The sequence below is a fragment of the Segatella copri genome (assembly GCF_015074785.1).
In the GTDB taxonomy this organism is placed as follows: domain Bacteria; phylum Bacteroidota; class Bacteroidia; order Bacteroidales; family Bacteroidaceae; genus Prevotella.
Genome location: NZ_CP042464.1, coordinates 3,548,934 through 3,565,641, shown reverse-complemented (window position 1 = coordinate 3,565,641; position 16,708 = coordinate 3,548,934). Strand labels below are relative to the sequence as shown.

Annotated in this window: 9 protein-coding genes; 4 read left to right on the top strand and 5 right to left on the bottom strand. The window is 43.4% G+C overall.

The window, feature by feature from the left end; all coding sequences use genetic code 11:
- Window positions 1-17: 17 nt before the first annotated feature.
- Together FO447_RS14640 and FO447_RS14635 are read right to left on the bottom strand one after the other, a co-directional pair.
- Complete coding sequence (locus tag FO447_RS14640) at window positions 18-1,520, bottom strand: AraC family transcriptional regulator (protein WP_200756983.1); 1,503 nt, start codon at window positions 1,518-1,520, stop codon at window positions 18-20.
- A 5-nt stretch (window positions 1,521-1,525) separates the two neighbouring features.
- On the bottom strand, window positions 1,526-3,292 hold the full coding sequence (locus tag FO447_RS14635; protein ID WP_200758605.1) for an ATP-binding protein: 1,767 nt from the start codon (window positions 3,290-3,292) through the stop codon (window positions 1,526-1,528).
- Between the two features lie 945 nt (window positions 3,293-4,237).
- On the opposite strand from FO447_RS14635, the gene FO447_RS14630 reads away from it, so the two are divergent.
- The 3 genes from FO447_RS14630 (at window position 4,238) to FO447_RS14620 (ending at window position 7,302) form a co-directional block, all read left to right on the top strand.
- Complete coding sequence (locus FO447_RS14630; protein WP_200756981.1) at window positions 4,238-4,624, top strand: LytTR family DNA-binding domain-containing protein; 387 nt, start codon at window positions 4,238-4,240, stop codon at window positions 4,622-4,624.
- 112 nt (window positions 4,625-4,736) lie between these two features.
- Entirely contained in the window at window positions 4,737-6,791 is a 2,055-nt protein-coding gene (locus tag FO447_RS14625) for a TonB-dependent receptor (RefSeq protein WP_200756979.1), read from the top strand.
- Window positions 6,772-7,302: a hypothetical protein gene (locus tag FO447_RS14620; protein ID WP_200756978.1), complete on the top strand. Its 531-nt coding sequence runs from the start codon at window positions 6,772-6,774 to the stop codon at window positions 7,300-7,302. The genes FO447_RS14625 and FO447_RS14620 overlap by 20 nt, the downstream gene beginning before the upstream one ends.
- Before the next feature lie 63 nt (window positions 7,303-7,365).
- Here FO447_RS14620 and FO447_RS14615 read toward each other — a convergent pair whose 3' ends face one another.
- Entirely contained in the window at window positions 7,366-9,264 is a 1,899-nt protein-coding gene (locus FO447_RS14615) for a GH32 C-terminal domain-containing protein (RefSeq protein WP_200756976.1), read from the bottom strand.
- A 127-nt stretch (window positions 9,265-9,391) separates the two neighbouring features.
- The gene (locus FO447_RS14610) at window positions 9,392-11,659 is read right to left on the bottom strand and encodes a TonB-dependent receptor (protein WP_437182713.1); all 2,268 of its coding nucleotides are present in this window, start codon (window positions 11,657-11,659) and stop codon (window positions 9,392-9,394) included.
- A 660-nt stretch (window positions 11,660-12,319) separates the two neighbouring features.
- Between FO447_RS14610 and dinB the strand changes: the two genes are divergently transcribed.
- Window positions 12,320-13,438 carry a DNA polymerase IV gene (dinB, locus tag FO447_RS14605; RefSeq protein ID WP_200756971.1) on the top strand — a complete coding sequence of 373 codons (1,119 nt, stop codon included), beginning with the start codon at window positions 12,320-12,322 and terminating at the stop codon, window positions 13,436-13,438.
- Between the two features lie 395 nt (window positions 13,439-13,833).
- On the opposite strand, the gene FO447_RS14600 is transcribed toward dinB, so the two are convergent.
- Complete coding sequence (locus tag FO447_RS14600) at window positions 13,834-16,641, bottom strand: hybrid sensor histidine kinase/response regulator transcription factor (protein WP_200756962.1); 2,808 nt, start codon at window positions 16,639-16,641, stop codon at window positions 13,834-13,836.
- Window positions 16,642-16,708 lie beyond the last annotated feature (67 nt).

Sequence of the window (16,708 nt, the reverse complement as noted above, 5' to 3'; positions counted from 1 at the left end):
TTAAAGGAGTTAGAAAACTATTCCTTATTAGATGCCTGTTCATTTCTAAAATCGGTAGGAAGAACACCAAACTGCTTCTTGAAGCATGATGAAAAATAGCCAGGAACAGCAAAGCCTACTTCTGCCGAAACTTCAGAGATTGTCTTGTCTGTTTGCTGCAAGAGGGTATAGGCTCTCTGCAGGCGCATCTCTTTCAGGAGCTCGGCAGGCGTTTTTCCTGTCATAGCCTTCACCTTGCGATAGAGCTGCACCTTGCTCAACTGCATCTGGGCTCCCAAATCATCCATCTTCATATCAGCATTGCCCATATTCTCAAGGATCTTCTTCTTGAAACGATCCATGAAGTAACGATCACTCTCATCCAGATGATTCAGTTCAGCAGCCCAGCCCTCCTTGTTCTCGATGAAGCCACGAGCCACGGCTTTCTGTTTCTGCAGCTTCTTTCTATATACATTATATATATAGTAGATGACAAAGAGCAGAACCAATACGATGACGATGGCAACAATAATCATCCATTTCTGAATACGGGAAACCTCTGAATAAGAATCAAGACTGTCAGAAATCTGATCCAGATTCTTCATCTTGGCTTCCAAATCCTGATATTGTAGGGCGATGGCATCGCAGTTTTCCTGGGTAGCAAGAAATGATTTCATCACATTATTCTTCTTATAGGGTTTACCCTGAAGGATATTCATCGCCAATTCCATAATCTTTTCGCCCTGGGTAGGATAGACATAAGAAGCTGCAAACTGTCCTCTCTTCACTCTATCCACTCCTTCCCATTCTCCAGGCAATCCATCAATGCCTACTATCAGTATCTGCTTATCAATGCCTCGTCTCTCTGCTTCCAGAAAGGCTCCTATGGCACCCAAGTCGCTATGTCCGAACACGCCATCCGCATGTCCGCCCTTATCCAGATATTGCTTCATTAACTCCTGGGCACGCTCCATCTTCCAGTTGCTTTCTAGGGTAACCACCTTGATTCCCGGATAATTCTTCATCACCTCGTGGAAACCACGATGGCGCTCAATGACAGGGGAAGCATCCTTCAAGCCCGTAATCTCAACAACGGTACCTTTTCCATCCAGTTTACTGGCAAGAAAGCGTGCTACTTCCCTACCCGCTTCTACATTATCGCCACCGATGGAAGCTGTATAATGGGGTGTCTTTACCTTTCTGTCGAAGAGGATAACCGGGATATGCGCACGATAAGCTCGCTCGATGGCAGGAGTTACATCATTCACGTTATCAGGAGCCACCACGATTAAATCTACCTTCCTGGCTATCATACTGTCTATCTGGCGAGCCTGGCGTTGCCCGTCATTCTCTGCAGTAGTAAACAGCAAATCCACATTCTTATATTGATACTGCGCCAGTCGAATCTCATTATTCACCTTCTCGCGCCAAACTCCGCTGCAGCATTGCGACACACCAATCACCATCTTCTTCTGGGTGCAAGAACCTAGAAGAAGAATACTACTAAGTAGTACTATTAAGATAATATTGATTCTTTTCATTGATTTTATACTTCTTCCATCCGTTTAAGTTCCCACCCCTCAAACTGCATGATGATGAGATGGAGTTTTGTGCCTTGGCGCAAAGCCTCAACCCTTGGAGCCTCGGCATATCGATGAATCTGATCAACAGCCTCACGCCACTGTTTCTCGGCCTTGGTCATAGGCTTGCCATCTTCCGTGAACTCACCTTCAACTATCGCAGAGAAATCTTTCTTAGAAAGAACCTTCAATTCCAGAATGTAGCTATGCTGACTGGCATAATGGGTAAGGTCCGGCAAAAGGAAGAAATCACAATAGCCATGATTCAACTCTAACTCTGGAGCCGTGATATAATAATCATTCAGATTCAGATAAGCCATGAAGAATCCCTGCAGGTTTCGCTCAGCCTCAATGCCATCACGCACCGATGAAACCTTGGCATAGGCATCTGCCATGAAGCGCAATCCTTCTTCCCACTTACCATCGTATGCCATATCATAATAGTAATCGGTAAGCTGGTTGACATCCACATAAGCCTTTGCCTGATACTCCTCTTCCAGATAACCATAATACTGCTTGCGGACATTATTGTTTGGAATGCCCAGAATGAGCTTGGAGCCACGAGTTCCCTTAATGGTCAACATGCCATAATAGAACAGAAGACTTGGGAATATCTCAGCCTTTGGAATATGATACGCAGAAAACGACTCATAAAGCTGGGTAACAATCTGTTCCTCTTCTGCTATCTTGCGGATAATGCCCTTACGCTCTCCATCCAGCTTGTCAAACTGCAACAGTTTCTTCATCTTGCCGTAACCGGTACGGGTATTCGGGTCTATCATCTCTTCTGGCGGACATCCGGCATCCATATAATTGCGAAGGTAATAAAGAACCATATCACAATTAAACATACGAGTTTTCTTCTTCAATGCCTGTTTAGCAAAGCAATAGTTATCATACCATGGCTTCATATCATTGACGATGGCATCAATATCACTATCAGCAGGAATACTACCATGTTCTTTATAATAGGTAAACATTTCCATCACATCAGTGGTAGAGAAGCCCAGCATCTCATCAAACTCCGGCTTGATAGAAATGTTCCAACCTATATTGAATCCACTCGTCACATCATCCAGGGTTACAGGGCTCACACCCATCATGAAGATACGCTCAAAATTACCCTTGAACTTTTTGAAGACATCAAGATAAAATCCATCGGCATGGGTAATTGCATGATATACATTCTCACCACGTTCATTGAGAATGACATTCGTAAAATTGTCATACTCATCGATGATGAGATACAGATGATACTGGTGCGCCTTGGCAGCCTTGAATATCAGTTCCATCTTTTCCTCGAAATCTTCCTGCGCCAGGATTTCTTCCATCTCTGCCTGATAATATTCTGAGTATTGACGGACAAAAGCATCAAGGTTGATGCTGAGATAAGAATTAAACTTAGTCTCAAGCTTGTCGATATTACCCGTAATCTGGGAGAAATCGAGGAACAGCACCTGATACTTTCCCTGCAAAGGAGTAGGATGCTGGCCTATCCACAAATTTCCAAAAAGACTCTGGAACTTATGGCTCTGCGTACAGTCATAGTAAGAATAGAGCATACTCAAGAACATACTCTTACCAAAACGACGAGGGCGGGTGAAGAAGAGATTGCGAAGCTGCTTCTCCAGCTCCGGGATAAACATCGTCTTATCCACATAATATAGATTCTGCTCTATTACCGTAACAAAATCTGCCACCCCATAAGGTACTTGTTTAACTTGCTGTTCCATCATGATCTATCTTTAAAAACACTATCTGTGTGCAAAGATAGCATAAAAAAACGAAAAAGCCACAGTTTGCGTTTACAAACTGCGGCTTTTATTATATTTTATCCGAAACACACGTTCCTACCATACGACTTTCTTGTTGCCCATAATATAAATGTGTCCTTTTTGTGGCACAAGGACTTTTCTTCCCGAGAGGTCGAACAGAGTAGGATTGATGTTTCTTGCTATCATGAAAGATGATGCATATATATAATAATAATGTGATAAAAAGTCCTGAGACATCATAAGAAAATGCTTCATTACCAAAATAAACGTCTCCAAAAGTGCGTTTCTCAAATTTTATTTGTACTTTTGCCGTGTCATTCAGAACTTTGTTTTATTTTTACAGCACGATAATAAACAAAATGTCTGGATATGGCAAGCATCCCGGTGCACCAACAGAGTAGCTTAGGTACTCTGATAAAGAAGATAAATGATAGTGCTGCGTTAATTAAATAAATCAGATTCAACATGTCGTTTCTAACTCGAACATATCCTTTTAAACAGAGTAAACACTTGCTAAAAGATAGTAGCATCTTTGGCTTCATCATTTGGGTAATTTTATATTTTCTGCAGCCATTTGAACTCTGCTTATATCAAGGTAACAAATGCTTTGTTGCTACATTATTCGGACTGGTAACTTTTGGATGCTACATAACATACGCTGCAACGATCTTGAAGTATTTGCATCAAACTATCAAGCCCTGGCGTATCTGGCATGAAGGAGTAGCTATACTCGGACTGATTTTCATCATTGCCTTCGGTAATTTCCTCCTATCCTCATACTTGTTTCATCATACGATTACATTCAGTCTGTTTCTCTTGTTTCTAAATTGGACTATTATCATAGGCATATTTCTTACGACATTATCTATCGGAATGCAATACAACAGAACATTACGAGAGAGAATGGAAGAGTTGTTACGCAATACAACAAAGGAACAGGAAGAAGTATCTATTACCATCCATGATACTAACGTAAGAGGAAACGATCTGTCGATTGCCATCAACGATCTACTTTATATGGAAGCACAGAAAAACAATGTATCCGTCTGTTTTCTAAAAGAAGGTAATGTTGTTGCTGTTGATATCCATACAACACTAACCCATGCTCTTGAAGAGTTGAAAGAGTTTGAGAACATTTTCCAATGTCACCGTTCTTTTGCTGTCAATGTGAATAATATCACTTCGGCACGAGGAAACTCAAATGGTTATCAACTGACTCTCAGAAATAGCACAAACATCATACCCGTTTCCCGAAGATTTGTGCCCAAGTTAAAGACTTATCTTACCTAGTTATCTGTCCTTCAACTTAGTTATTCGGCATCTTAACTAGCTTTCCATCATAAGATTTAGTTGAATATCCTAAGAATTTGGTAAATCCTGTTTCATGCAGTATCTTTGCGGCATGAAACATCGAATAATACATATCGCATTGCTGCTGACTACAGTCTGCAACCTGGCTGCACAGACCATCATATCAGGCATGGTAAAAAGCGGTCAGGAACCGCTTGCTGGTGCCAATGTTTTCATTACAGGTACGATTGATGGATGCCTGACAGATTCTCTGGGTAGGTTTTCCTTTTCCACATCAAAAACTGGAGAAGCGTCTATCAAGATTACCATGATTGGTTTTGAAGAATATATGCAGACTGCAGATGCCAGCAAGCTACGTAATCTTTCTATCCAAATGAAAGAAAAAGCTACGGCAATCCAAGAAGTTGTAATATCTGCCAGCACTTACAGTTTCGGGAAAAGTGACAACTTCAAGACTATGGATGCCCTAGATGTTGTGATGGCAGGTAATTCATGCGGGGACATTGTTGCAGCCCTGCAAACTTTACCCGGCACTCAAAAAGTGGGAGAAAATGGGAAACTCTATGTCCGTGGTGGAGAAAGCGAAGAATGCCAGACTTTTGTTAACGGAATGCACGTCCTTGTTCCATATAGTACAAACACAGAAAATACTGCTGTACGTGGACGATTCTCTCCTTTTATATTTAAAGGTATCAACTTTTCTCTTGGTGGATATAGCGGAGAATATGGACAAGCACTTTCCTCCGTTCTCCCTATGGAAACATCAGATGCTGCAACAAGTGACAAATATGGAGTCAGCGCATCATTGGTTGACTGGAACATCGGTGGCACCAAGGCATATTCCCACAGCAGCTTATCCTTTAATGCCGCACTAACAAGTTTGGGAATCTACAATCAGTTATTTTCTGAAAGGCTTGATTTCAACAAGCCTTATCTAAAACTATCTGGCGAATCACAATACAAGAATGAGTTCCGAAATGCCGGAATATTGAAAACATACGTTGGCTATGATTTTACATCTGTAGGACAGCATATAGACAACCAAAACCTTTCGCTCAAAGAGAATAATATCTATGCCAACACAACCTATAAGGCACAGTGGGGTGCTGGCTACACGCTCTTTTGTGGTATGGCAAGCTCATCGGTATTCAACGATATAGAAGATGCGAAGATTGCTGGTGACCGATATTACAACTTCAGGAATGAGATACATCTGAAAACAGGAATACGCAAAATTTGCTCGGATGCACTAAAAATATCGGCAGGAATGGAGGACTATCAGCGAAACAGCCTCATGGAGTACGAAAACGATTGCTACAAGTTGGATTATAATATTCTTGCTGCTCATATTGATGCCCAATGGAGGATGATGCCCCATGTGTTCCTGAATATTTCGACAAGGACAGAATATATGGCTCATGCTAACTGGCTGTTTATGCCAAGGGCTACACTATGTTATATTCCTAACAAGAATTTTCAGCTTTCATTTGCTACCGGTCGGTATAGCCAGACTCCAGAAGATGCCTATCTTGCAACAAACAAGAAATCTCTTGGACAAAGTACGGCAGATCATGCTATCCTATCCATACAATATAAGTCGCCTGGTACACTCATACGAATAGAACCCTACTGGAAAAAATATCAGCGATTGCCTTTATGGGAAAAGGGTATTTACCAACCGAAAGGATATGGAAAGAGTAAAGGTATAGACATTTTTGTAGAAGAGCATTCGCTTTTCAAACATCTTACCACAGCATTTTCATATTCCTACAACGATTCCAAGCGATTCTATCACGAATACACAGAAGAGCGAATACCTGAATACGCCTCAAGGCATAATCTGAGATTGACAGCAAAATATTCATTCGGCAAAGCAATCATCGGGCTGACTGAATCGTATGCAAGCGGACGTCATTTTCTTATTGGCAAGACACCACATTATAATAGCGTAGATATAAACCTTACTTATCTGCTAAGTCCCAAGGTCATTATCTATTCTTCTCTGAACAACATCCTCGGCCGTACAAACATTTTCGGATATAATACTAACGGACGTTCGATAGTTCCATCTAGAGACAGATTTTTATATATAGGCATATTTGTTTCACTTAAAAATAATAAAGCATATGACATTTCAAACTTTTAAACGATTCGTATTGATGTCAGTCTTCTTCATGACAACATCTGTAGTTATCTATGCCCAGCAATCCACAATGCAGGGACTAATGGGACAGTCGCTTGCTAAACTTCAGCAACCGACATCAGAGAGCATACTTAATTGTATTGCAGAGATGAAGCGTATTGATGATATGTTTCCTGATAGCATCCAGCCCAAGTTTCAGATGGCTTTGCAAAGTCTCAATTATTCCGTGATGAATCCGCATGCTCCACAAACAGAAAATCTTCTAACAGAGACAGAAGAAACTATTGCTAAGATGGAGAATATAAAGCATGCTAACCCGTCTGACATCTGTACCCTTCGCGGTTTTCTCTATATGGTACGCATCGTACAGAATCCAGAGCAAAACGGTCAACGCTATTATCTGGAAGTGATGCAGGATTACGAGAAAGCTCTCAAACTCAACCCAGATAATCAACTGGCCAAACAATTGCAGCAAAAGTTTTTTGAGGGAATGAAGCTGCAAACCGGTAAATAAGAAATAAAAGAAGCCTTAAGTACATAAACTAAGGCTTCTTTTTACATCATATAAACCTGTAACTTACAAACCAAGCTTATGAACCTTCAGGTTCTTGAACTCAGCCTTGCCATCCTGGGTATAAAGCTTCACATTTTCGTATGGAGCTACTGGGAAGACGAGGTTGGTCATGGCGATGCGACCGCCATCTACGAAGAGTTCAACAGAAGACTTATCTACGAAGATATCAACATGATAGGTCTTCTTGCCATCCTCGCAAAGACTCAACGGAGCCCAGGTAGCGAGAGCGAAATCGTTCTTGTAGTTGATAGAATTGGTGATACGGGCAGGCTGCTTGCCTTCTGCTGCCAGCTGCTTGTCCCAAGCCAACTCGATATCATGAGGAACTGCCTGCTTGCCGAAATCGGTCAAACCACTCTCGGTTCTATCCATCACTACCTTGCCCTGCTTCATATCGAAATAAATCAGGGTGCGCTCACGCTTGTTGTTTGAAATCTCAATACCGGCAATGCCGTTGGCATCTGGTGTTACATCAGTCTCAATCTCGAAGGCACCATTCATATTGGCTGCAACACCAGCAAGCATCTTTTCGTCTGAAACAGAAGCATCTGCCACATTCTTGGTGTCCTTACGCAATGCATAAACCTCAGGAGCTACATCTTCTGAAATATAATACTTGCCATTCTTCTCGTAAAGCTTCAACTCTCGAGGCAAACCATTGGCACCACGGTTCTGCTTGAACGGAGTAAGGTTGGCATACTGCCAGTTGCTCATCCAGGTGATACCCAATACTCGGTCGCCTGTGTTTGAGAAGGTAACGGTAGCATAGTGATCCTTACCCCTATCGAGCCACTTTACTTCGTTGGCATCAGGACAAGTAAACTTCTTGCCATCGAAATCGCCTACGAAATACTCGGTAGCGCTGCCACCAAACCAGCAGCCAGGGTTGATATTCATGGTCATCACCCACTTCATCTTCTTCTTATCACCGTTTACAGGCAACTGGAAGAAGTCTGGGCACTCATACTGGCATGGCTGCTGTCCCATGCCCTTACCGAAGGCACTCACGTAAGTCCATTTCTTGAGATTCTTTGACTTGTAGAAGCGGGTCTCCTTATCAGCAGAAACAATCATATACCAGCATTTTCCCTTCTCATACCAGAACACCTTAGGGTCGCGGAAGTCCTTCAAGCCATCGAATGGAGTCAACACAGGGTTGCCCTCGTACTTGGTAAAGGTACGACCATTATCGTTACTGTAGGCGATGCACTGTACTTCATCGTGGTTCACACTGTTGTTGGTATAGATAGCGATGATGGCATCCTTACCAAAGCCGGCGGTATTCTTCTTATCCACAACCGAACTACCAGAGAAGATATGACCTACAGGGTCGCGAGCGATGGCTGGGTCGAGATGCTCCCAATGAACCAGGTCCTTGCTTACAGCATGGCCCCAGTGCATATTGCCCCACTTACTTCCGTATGGGTTATACTGGAAATAGAGATGATACTCACCATCCTTATACACCATTCCGTTAGGGTCGTTCATCCAACCATAGAGCGGAGTGAAGTGATAAGATGGGCGATAGTAATCGGTATTGGTGGTGTCGAATGTATCGCTGAGCTTGAGCAAGTTGAGTGCCAAAGCATCCTTCTTCAGACCAAGAATCTTGACTGTAGCAGTCTTACCCTTGCCCAAAGCAAAAGGCACATAGTAATCAGAACCATTCTGAGCCAGGCGAACGTCCATCCAGGTATCATCCTTAGAACCTGTATCGAGCAAAACCTGAGCCTCATCCTTCTCTTCCTGGATAGGGAGAAGAAGATACTTGGTAGGATTCTCCACCTTGATGATAGTAGTATCACCCTTGTGTTCGATGTTCATCTTCTGTGCAAAGGCAGAAGTGGTAGCTGATGCCATCAACATGAGGCAGGCAGCCTTCAGCATTTTGTTTGTTCTCATTGTACTATTATTGTTAATTGTTATTGTTTATATCTATAACGTATTATTGTTTGTCTTATTACCGACAGCCCTATACATTATATTATATATAGGAGCTGTCGATGATGTTTATTGATATTTATATCGCTTAGAACTTAAGCGATGCTGTGAATTCTACAGTGAATGGACGGAGATAACTTCCCGTCATAATCTGATTCTTGATTCCCTTAGCCTCATCCTTGGTAATCAGCTCGGCACCTGCGATACTACCCTTGGCACCAGTCTGGTTGAGGAAGTTGACTACAGTGCAGCCGAGAGCCAGACGCTTGGTTGCCTGCCAGTTCAAACCTCCGAAAGTCTCCCAGTGACCATTGAAATAATATGCCTCGTTGATGTTGGCGTAGGTCTTACTGAAGTAACGGAAGCTGGTCCAGAGCTTGATATCCTTAGTAATCATGTAGCTTGGGTCCAACTCGATGAGAATCTGAGGAATCTCTGCTACGATATTGCCAGTGGCGTTGATTTTGCCAACATAGCCATCGCTGAAGGTGATGCTGGTTTCATACTTCTTGTAAGTTGGCTTCTGATAAGTGAAGAGGAAGTGGAAATCGAATCCCTTGAATGGATGAGCCACAGCGTCGGTTGTCCATCCCCATGTCTGGATATCGTAAGTCAAAGGAGCTGCCTTGATCTCACTGCCATGCTGCAAATTCAGAGTTGAGTTGTTGTTGGTCTTTGAGATGTAAGAGAACAACGATGTCAAACTCAACCATGAGTTATTGTAGTAGATACCTGCACGACCGAGTGGCACAGAAATCTTATCCGTATTCGGCAATGTAGCTGGGGCAAAAGCCTCAAACTTTGGATGCTGCACGATGTAAGTGAAATCGCCAGTGAAGCCGAAATTATCGGTCAACTTATAAGTTGCTGCTACAGAGAAATCGTAGTTGAGCCAGTTGTAACTCAAGTCTGTCGGAGCAATCACGGTTCCATCTGCTGCCTTAGCACCGAGATGGTAATCAGTGAAACGACCAACGTAATCCCCCTGCGCATTCTTCACTGCTGCGTTTTCACCCTTCAGCTTCTGCCACTCCAGACGGGCACCATAGTAGAGATTGAACTTCTTGGTGATGTCCCAATCGTGGGTGAAGTAGAGAGCCAGCTTGTTTTCGCTTCCCTTGTAATACTCAGAGGCGTTCTTGTTGAAATCGTAGAAGTAGCTGTCGCGCTGTTTTGCATCCCAAACTCGCAAGGCATAGCTTCCATCTGCAGGTACGCTCTGATCATACATGGTTGTATTTGAGCAATAATCGATATGGTAGAACCACTCATTCACGCCAAGACGGAAGGTGGAAGTACTGAATTTCTTGCTAAGCTCGGTGGTGAAGAGAGCCTCATCAATCTTACCGGCATTGAGACATGACATACGGGTCTGGATGTACTGACCGTTGTAAGCCTTGGTCTGTCCGTCGATATCGCGATACTTATAATTATATACGCCCTGATTGGCAGCACTCTTCAAATCGATGATAGACATTGGAGACTGGTAAACCATCGCACCACGTGAGTGATCGTACTTCAAGGTAGCCTTCCAGTTTAAACCGTTGTCAAAACGATAGTTGTTCATCAGGGTTACCTCGCTTGCCTTGTTCAGACAGGCATCATAGAGAGAAGTCTGCTTCAACTCACCAGTACGCATATCACGATAGGTCATATCATTATCTACAGGAAGATAAGAGGTGGTTCCGAGCTTGAAGTTGCCATACTCCTTCACGCTTCCATCACCTACATAAATGAATGGAGCACTCTGGGTGGCATAGTTATATACATTATGACTGTTGGCATACTTATACATAGCGGTAAATTCACCACGGTTGCCGTTATACTTCTTGGTAAGGAGCGCCTTGTAAATCTGAGTACGATCCTGATAAGGAGTTGACTTGATCTTGAAGGTTCCCGGGTCGAAATCCTGATACATATTAAAGCTGTAGTACCAGTCCTTACCCAAATCACCATTCATATTCAGAGAGAATTCCTGCAATCCGAAGTGATTGCTCTTATAGTTCAGCGTACCATTGAATCCCTTCTGTCCCTTCTGGGTGAAAGAGTTCACGGCATAACCGATATTACCGGTAGTGATGGCAGTCTCGGCAATCTTGAGCAAACCCTGATGGCTCAAACTTGCATCACCACGCCAGATAGTATTGACAGAATGAGGATTGGTAGCGTAAGTAACAGGCAAACCATTCTCCAAAACGTTGACATCGGCAGAAGGCAAACCAATCTGAATCTCACGAGGACCATTCGCACTGGCTGCATTGAGCATCACATTACGATTACCCTCTTCCTTAGCACTTGAATTATCATCCTGTGCAAAAGCTGCTGTAACATTTACCAATGAAAGTGCAAGCATCATAGCTGCGCTCTTTCCATTCAAAAAGTTGTTCATAACTTTATTCGTTTAATTTTGTTAGCATTATTGTTTTGATTTCTGGTGCAAAAGTACATAAAGGTCTGAACAGCGGCTTAAAAAATCATTTCATCGAATAAAAAAATCCGTTCATTGTAACATAATTGCTATTACATGAACGGAATTTCACACTTTTCTGCTATTTTCTACGTCTTAACTAACTCTTTTCTATTTCAGATAAAGGGAGTCATATAGATCACTACAGACTATTAAGAGCGTGTCATGATGTACTTGTGTTAATGAGGTCAAGTGCTTGAATCAGTGAGGTCAAGTGTTTGGTTCAGCTTACTCAAGTGGTTCCGTAGGCTATCGGAGACGATTCGTTAAATTAACGGAGACGACTCAACAAGCTATCGATGACGATTCCATTAGCTATCGGAGACGACTCAGGAAGCTATCGGAGACGACTCAGGAAGCAGACGCAGATAGCTTCGTTGACTAACGCAAGTACTTGAGTTGGCTAACGCAAGTACTTGCGATGCTCAACGCAGCCTGTTTCGATGGACCATGTAGGCTAATACCCGAAAACGTTAACGAACAATAAAAAACAGCTTAGATTTTGTGGAAACGCATCTTTTTTGTACTTTTGGAAAAAATAAGGCAGGAATGACTGAGCGCAAGATCATACATATCGACATGGATGCCTTCTTTGCTGCGGTAGAGCAAAGAGACAATCCGGAACTTCGGGGCAAACCGGTAGCGGTTGGCTTCGACGGACCTCGTGGTGTGGTTTCTACAGCCAGCTATGAGGCAAGGAAGTATGGCGTTCACTCGGCGCAATCCATCGCTCAAGCCAAGCAGCGCTGCCCTAACCTCATCATCGTACCCTGCCGGCATGATTATTATGCTAAAATATCCCATCAGATACATCAGATATTCCAGGAATATACCGACCTCATCGAACCCATCTCCATAGATGAAGCCTTTCTTGATGTAACGCAGAATAAGAAAGGGATAGAACTGGCGGTGGATATTGCCAAAGAAATCAAAACCCGTATCAAGGAGGCAACCGGACTCACCGCCTCAGCTGGCATCAGCTACTGCAAGTTTCTCGCCAAAGTGGCTTCTGATTACCGCAAGCCCGACGGCATCTGCACCATTCATCCCGACAAGGCGCTCGATTTCATCGCCCAACTGCCAGTAGAGGATTTCTGGGGTGTGGGCAAGAAAACCTTGCAAAAGATGCATTTCATGGGTATCTTCAACGGAGCTGACCTGAGGAAAGTATCCGAGGAACATCTGGTAGAAGTGTTCGGAAAAGCCGGACACATCTTCTATGATTTCGCAAGGGGGATAGATGAACGACCTGTCATCACCTACCGGGAACGGAAATCGGTAGGCTGCGAACAGACTTTCCTGGAAGATATCTATGCCAAATCGGCTGTGATTATCGAACTGTACCATACTGTACTCGAACTACTGGAGCGCATCGCCAAAAGCGGTTTCGAAGGAAGAACCCTGACGCTGAAGGTGAAGTTTGCCGATTTCACCCAGATAACACGAAGCATCTCACAAGAAAAGGTTCTGAAAAAGAAGGATGATATTCTACCTCTTGCCAAACGGCTACTGAAACAGGTAGATTACTCCTCTGCTCATCCCATCCGCCTGCTTGGTCTGTCCGTAAGCAACACCTCATCAGAAGAAGCCAGGAAGCAAGATAAGGAGAACAGCAGTTTCAAGCCCGAATACAAAGAACTGGAACTGGAATTTGAAGATTGGGAATAAGCCCCCTTTAAAAAGCTATAGTATGCCCGCTTAAAAAGAAACAAACCATAATACGCGAAAGCAGCTGTCAGACATCCCGTCTACAGCTGCTTTCTCTCATTACTAGTTATTTCCCAAAACAAAACTTTTAACCTTAAAGAAAACTACTTACCTTAATGAATACTCAATCCTATAACCTAAAAACCTAAACCTTATGAAAATGCAACTACTTCTGCATGAAACAATTTATAAACTTCTAAATTCTGGTGCAAAGATAGTAAGTTTCAGCGAACAGCAGGTACAATTATCGTTCAAATAGTGATAAAATTGATACAATGTACCTTTTATGCTAGGAAATGAACGATTTTTATCCATATATTCACAGATTTTATACTTCAGGCATAGCGTATTTCTCTCTATTTCATCACATTACCTACATCACCAGGTAACATTCCATACTCTTCCTTGAAACATTTTGTGAAGTAAGACGGCGCAGAGAAGCCCACTTCATAGGCTACTTCAGAGACACTCATGCTCCGGGTTTCGAGCAAACGCCTAGCTTTGGCAAGGCGAGCCTTACGGAGTAAGTCAACAACAGAAGAGCCAGTCATCGCCTTCACCTTGCGATAGAGCTGCACACGGCTTAAACCAATCTGCTGTCCCATATCCTCAACTCCAAACTCGCTATCAGAAAGATTCTTCTGGATAATGGCTTGAAGCTGCTTGAGGAACTGCTTGTCACGGTCTTCCAGATGAGCCTCAGAAATCTCCTTCTCAGCCTCTTTAGTACCTTGATAAAGATTCTTCAGGAGCTGACGCTGTCGCAAGAGATTCTCAATACGGGCGAGAAGCACCTTGCTGTGGAATGGTTTGGTAATATAGGAATCAGCTCCATGCTCATAACCCTCTGCGCGATGCTCCTCCAGGTTCTTCGCCGTAAGCATAATAACAGGGATATGAGAGGTAGCCGTATTCGTCTTCAGCCGTTCTGTCAACTCCAATCCGTCCATAACAGGCATCATCACATCGCAAATCACCAGGTCAGGCACCTCTTTCAAGGCGACAGCTAGACCCTCTTTACCATCAGCAGCCTCAAGAACAACATACTCATCCTGCAAAAGAGTACGCTCATACTGACGGATATCGGTATTATCATCAATAACCAGAACAGTAGGACGATTGGTATTCTCGCTTACCAGCTGCTGAACTTTTCCACGACTTCTGTCTCCATCGTCAATATATTGCAAAACAGATTCATCTACAACATTCTTACCAGTTGACGCAGAAGTATTTACAGAGTTATCCACAATATCCACATCATTGTGGATAACTTGTGAATCACTCTCCTGCTCACGAGGAATGACAACGATAAAATCAGAGCCCTTTCCCAGTTCACTTTCTACCCTAGCCTCACCATGATGCAACTCTACAAATGATTTCACCAGAGCCAGACCGATACCCGTACCGCTGGCAGCACCCTTGGCCTGGAAGAAGCGTTCAAAGATCTTATCAGCCTCATCCTGCGAGATACCCTTGCCCGTATCTTTCACATCAAGACGGAGATTGGCACCTTCATCTTTCAGCGAAACAAAGATTTCACCACCAGCAGGCGTATATTTCAAGGCATTGCTCAACAGATTGAACACAATACGGGAAATCTTCTCCTGATCGGCAATCATTTCATGGCTGCCTTTCAAGTCATCAACATCCAGATGCAGTCTGATCTGCTTGCGCTCGGCAGTAAGCTGGAAGTCGCCCACCCACGTCGTCAAGGTCTTCACAATGTCGAAGCGATAGAGTTTAAGTTCCATCTTGCCATTCTGAATCTTACGGAAATCAAGAATGTTACTTACCAACTGTTGGAGAGCAAGGGCGTTACGCTGCACCATTTTCAAGAGTTCGCGGCTCTTGCCCTTGATGCCGGTATCTTCAAGCAGCATCTCTACCGGGTCGGCTATCAGGGTTAAAGGCGTGCGAAGTTCATGACTGATATTGGTAAAGAATACCAGACGGGAATGAGTGAGTTCCAAGACCTCCTCATTCAATCGTTTCAATTCTTCATTCTTTTCACCCAATTCTACATTCAGTCGCTTCAGTTCGCCATTTGTCTTAGCCAATGTTTCGTTCAGTTTCACCTTTATCAGATAACCTCTGAAAATTAAAGCCGCAGCTGCGAGGCAAACAAAGAGGAACAGACCCAGGCCTATGAGCATGACTTTCTGTGAGTTATAATCAGACAGATACTGATCTACCTGCTTATGCAAAGTCTTCAGATTTCGCGTCTGACGCTCGGCATCCCTAGCCTCCATCAATGTAAGGGCAGCATTTGCCTGGGTTATGATAGAAGTGCTCAGATAATTGTCGCGTTCATAAGGCTGATGCTTCAATATCTTCATGGCAAGCGCTATGACCTCGTCACCCTTGGTAGGATAAAGATAAGAGGCTTCGAAAATACCATCGCGCACAAGTTCCAAACCACCACCTTCGGTAGCCATGCCGTCTACTCCGGTATACTTATAGTTACGCTTTACCCTCATCTGGCGGGCAGCCACATAAGCACCCCAGGCAAGACGGTCATTATGGGCAAAGACATAATCAAAGTCCTGTGTCTGTTTCAATATGCGTTTCATCGCCTGGATTCCACCCTCTTCTTTCCAGTTTCCTCCTTCGGAGGCTACAACCTGTAACCCAGGATAAGGCTTGATAGCATCCATAAAACCACGATGACGCTCCAAAGCAGGCGAAGAGCCCTCTAAGCCACTGATTTCAACGATGCGCCCCTTTCCCTGAAGCTGCTGGGCGATAAAAGTTCCCATCGATTTACCTATCGTATAGTTATCGCAGCCGATAAATGCCGTATACTTATCAGAATTGGTCTTCCTGTCATAGAGAATCACAGGAATACCTTTATCGTAAGCACGCTCTACAGCCTTGGATATAGCACTCAGCTGATTAGGAGATATGATAAGCAGATCTACGCCCTCATCGATAAACTGGTTAACTTGCTTATTCTGCAACATATTATCATCGTTGGAAGAAGCCAGTTTCACGATAAGCGAATCGTTGAGATACTCGCCCATCTTCAGTTCATCATTCAGTTTATCGCGCCAGATATCTTCCGAACACTGGGAAACACCAATGACAAACTTCTTTGGTTGCTGAGCACAACCGGACAGCAACACGATGAAAGCTACATATATAATAAGGTGTAATTTTCGTTTCATACAGCTTATACCATTTCTATGTTTATAAAGAAGAGGCATTCTACAAATGCCTAAAAATAAAACTTTA

Bases quoted from the DNA above. Each gene is read 5' to 3' on its own strand.
- FO447_RS14600 (WP_200756962.1), bottom strand. From the start codon at position 16,641: ATGAAACGAAAATTACACCTTATTATATATGTAGCTTTCATCGTGTTG.
- FO447_RS14630 (WP_200756981.1), top strand. From the start codon at position 4,238: ATGGAAGAGTTGTTACGCAATACAACAAAGGAACAGGAAGAAGTATCT.
- FO447_RS14640 (WP_200756983.1), bottom strand. From the start codon at position 1,520: ATGAAAAGAATCAATATTATCTTAATAGTACTACTTAGTAGTATTCTT.
- FO447_RS14635 (WP_200758605.1), bottom strand. From the start codon at position 3,292: ATGGAACAGCAAGTTAAACAAGTACCTTATGGGGTGGCAGATTTTGTT.
- FO447_RS14615 (WP_200756976.1), bottom strand. From the start codon at position 9,264: ATGAGAACAAACAAAATGCTGAAGGCTGCCTGCCTCATGTTGATGGCA.
- FO447_RS14610 (WP_437182713.1), bottom strand. From the start codon at position 11,659: ATGATGCTTGCACTTTCATTGGTAAATGTTACAGCAGCTTTTGCACAG.
- dinB (WP_200756971.1), top strand. From the start codon at position 12,320: ATGACTGAGCGCAAGATCATACATATCGACATGGATGCCTTCTTTGCT.
- FO447_RS14620 (WP_200756978.1), top strand. From the start codon at position 6,772: ATGACATTTCAAACTTTTAAACGATTCGTATTGATGTCAGTCTTCTTC.
- FO447_RS14625 (WP_200756979.1), top strand. From the start codon at position 4,737: ATGAAACATCGAATAATACATATCGCATTGCTGCTGACTACAGTCTGC.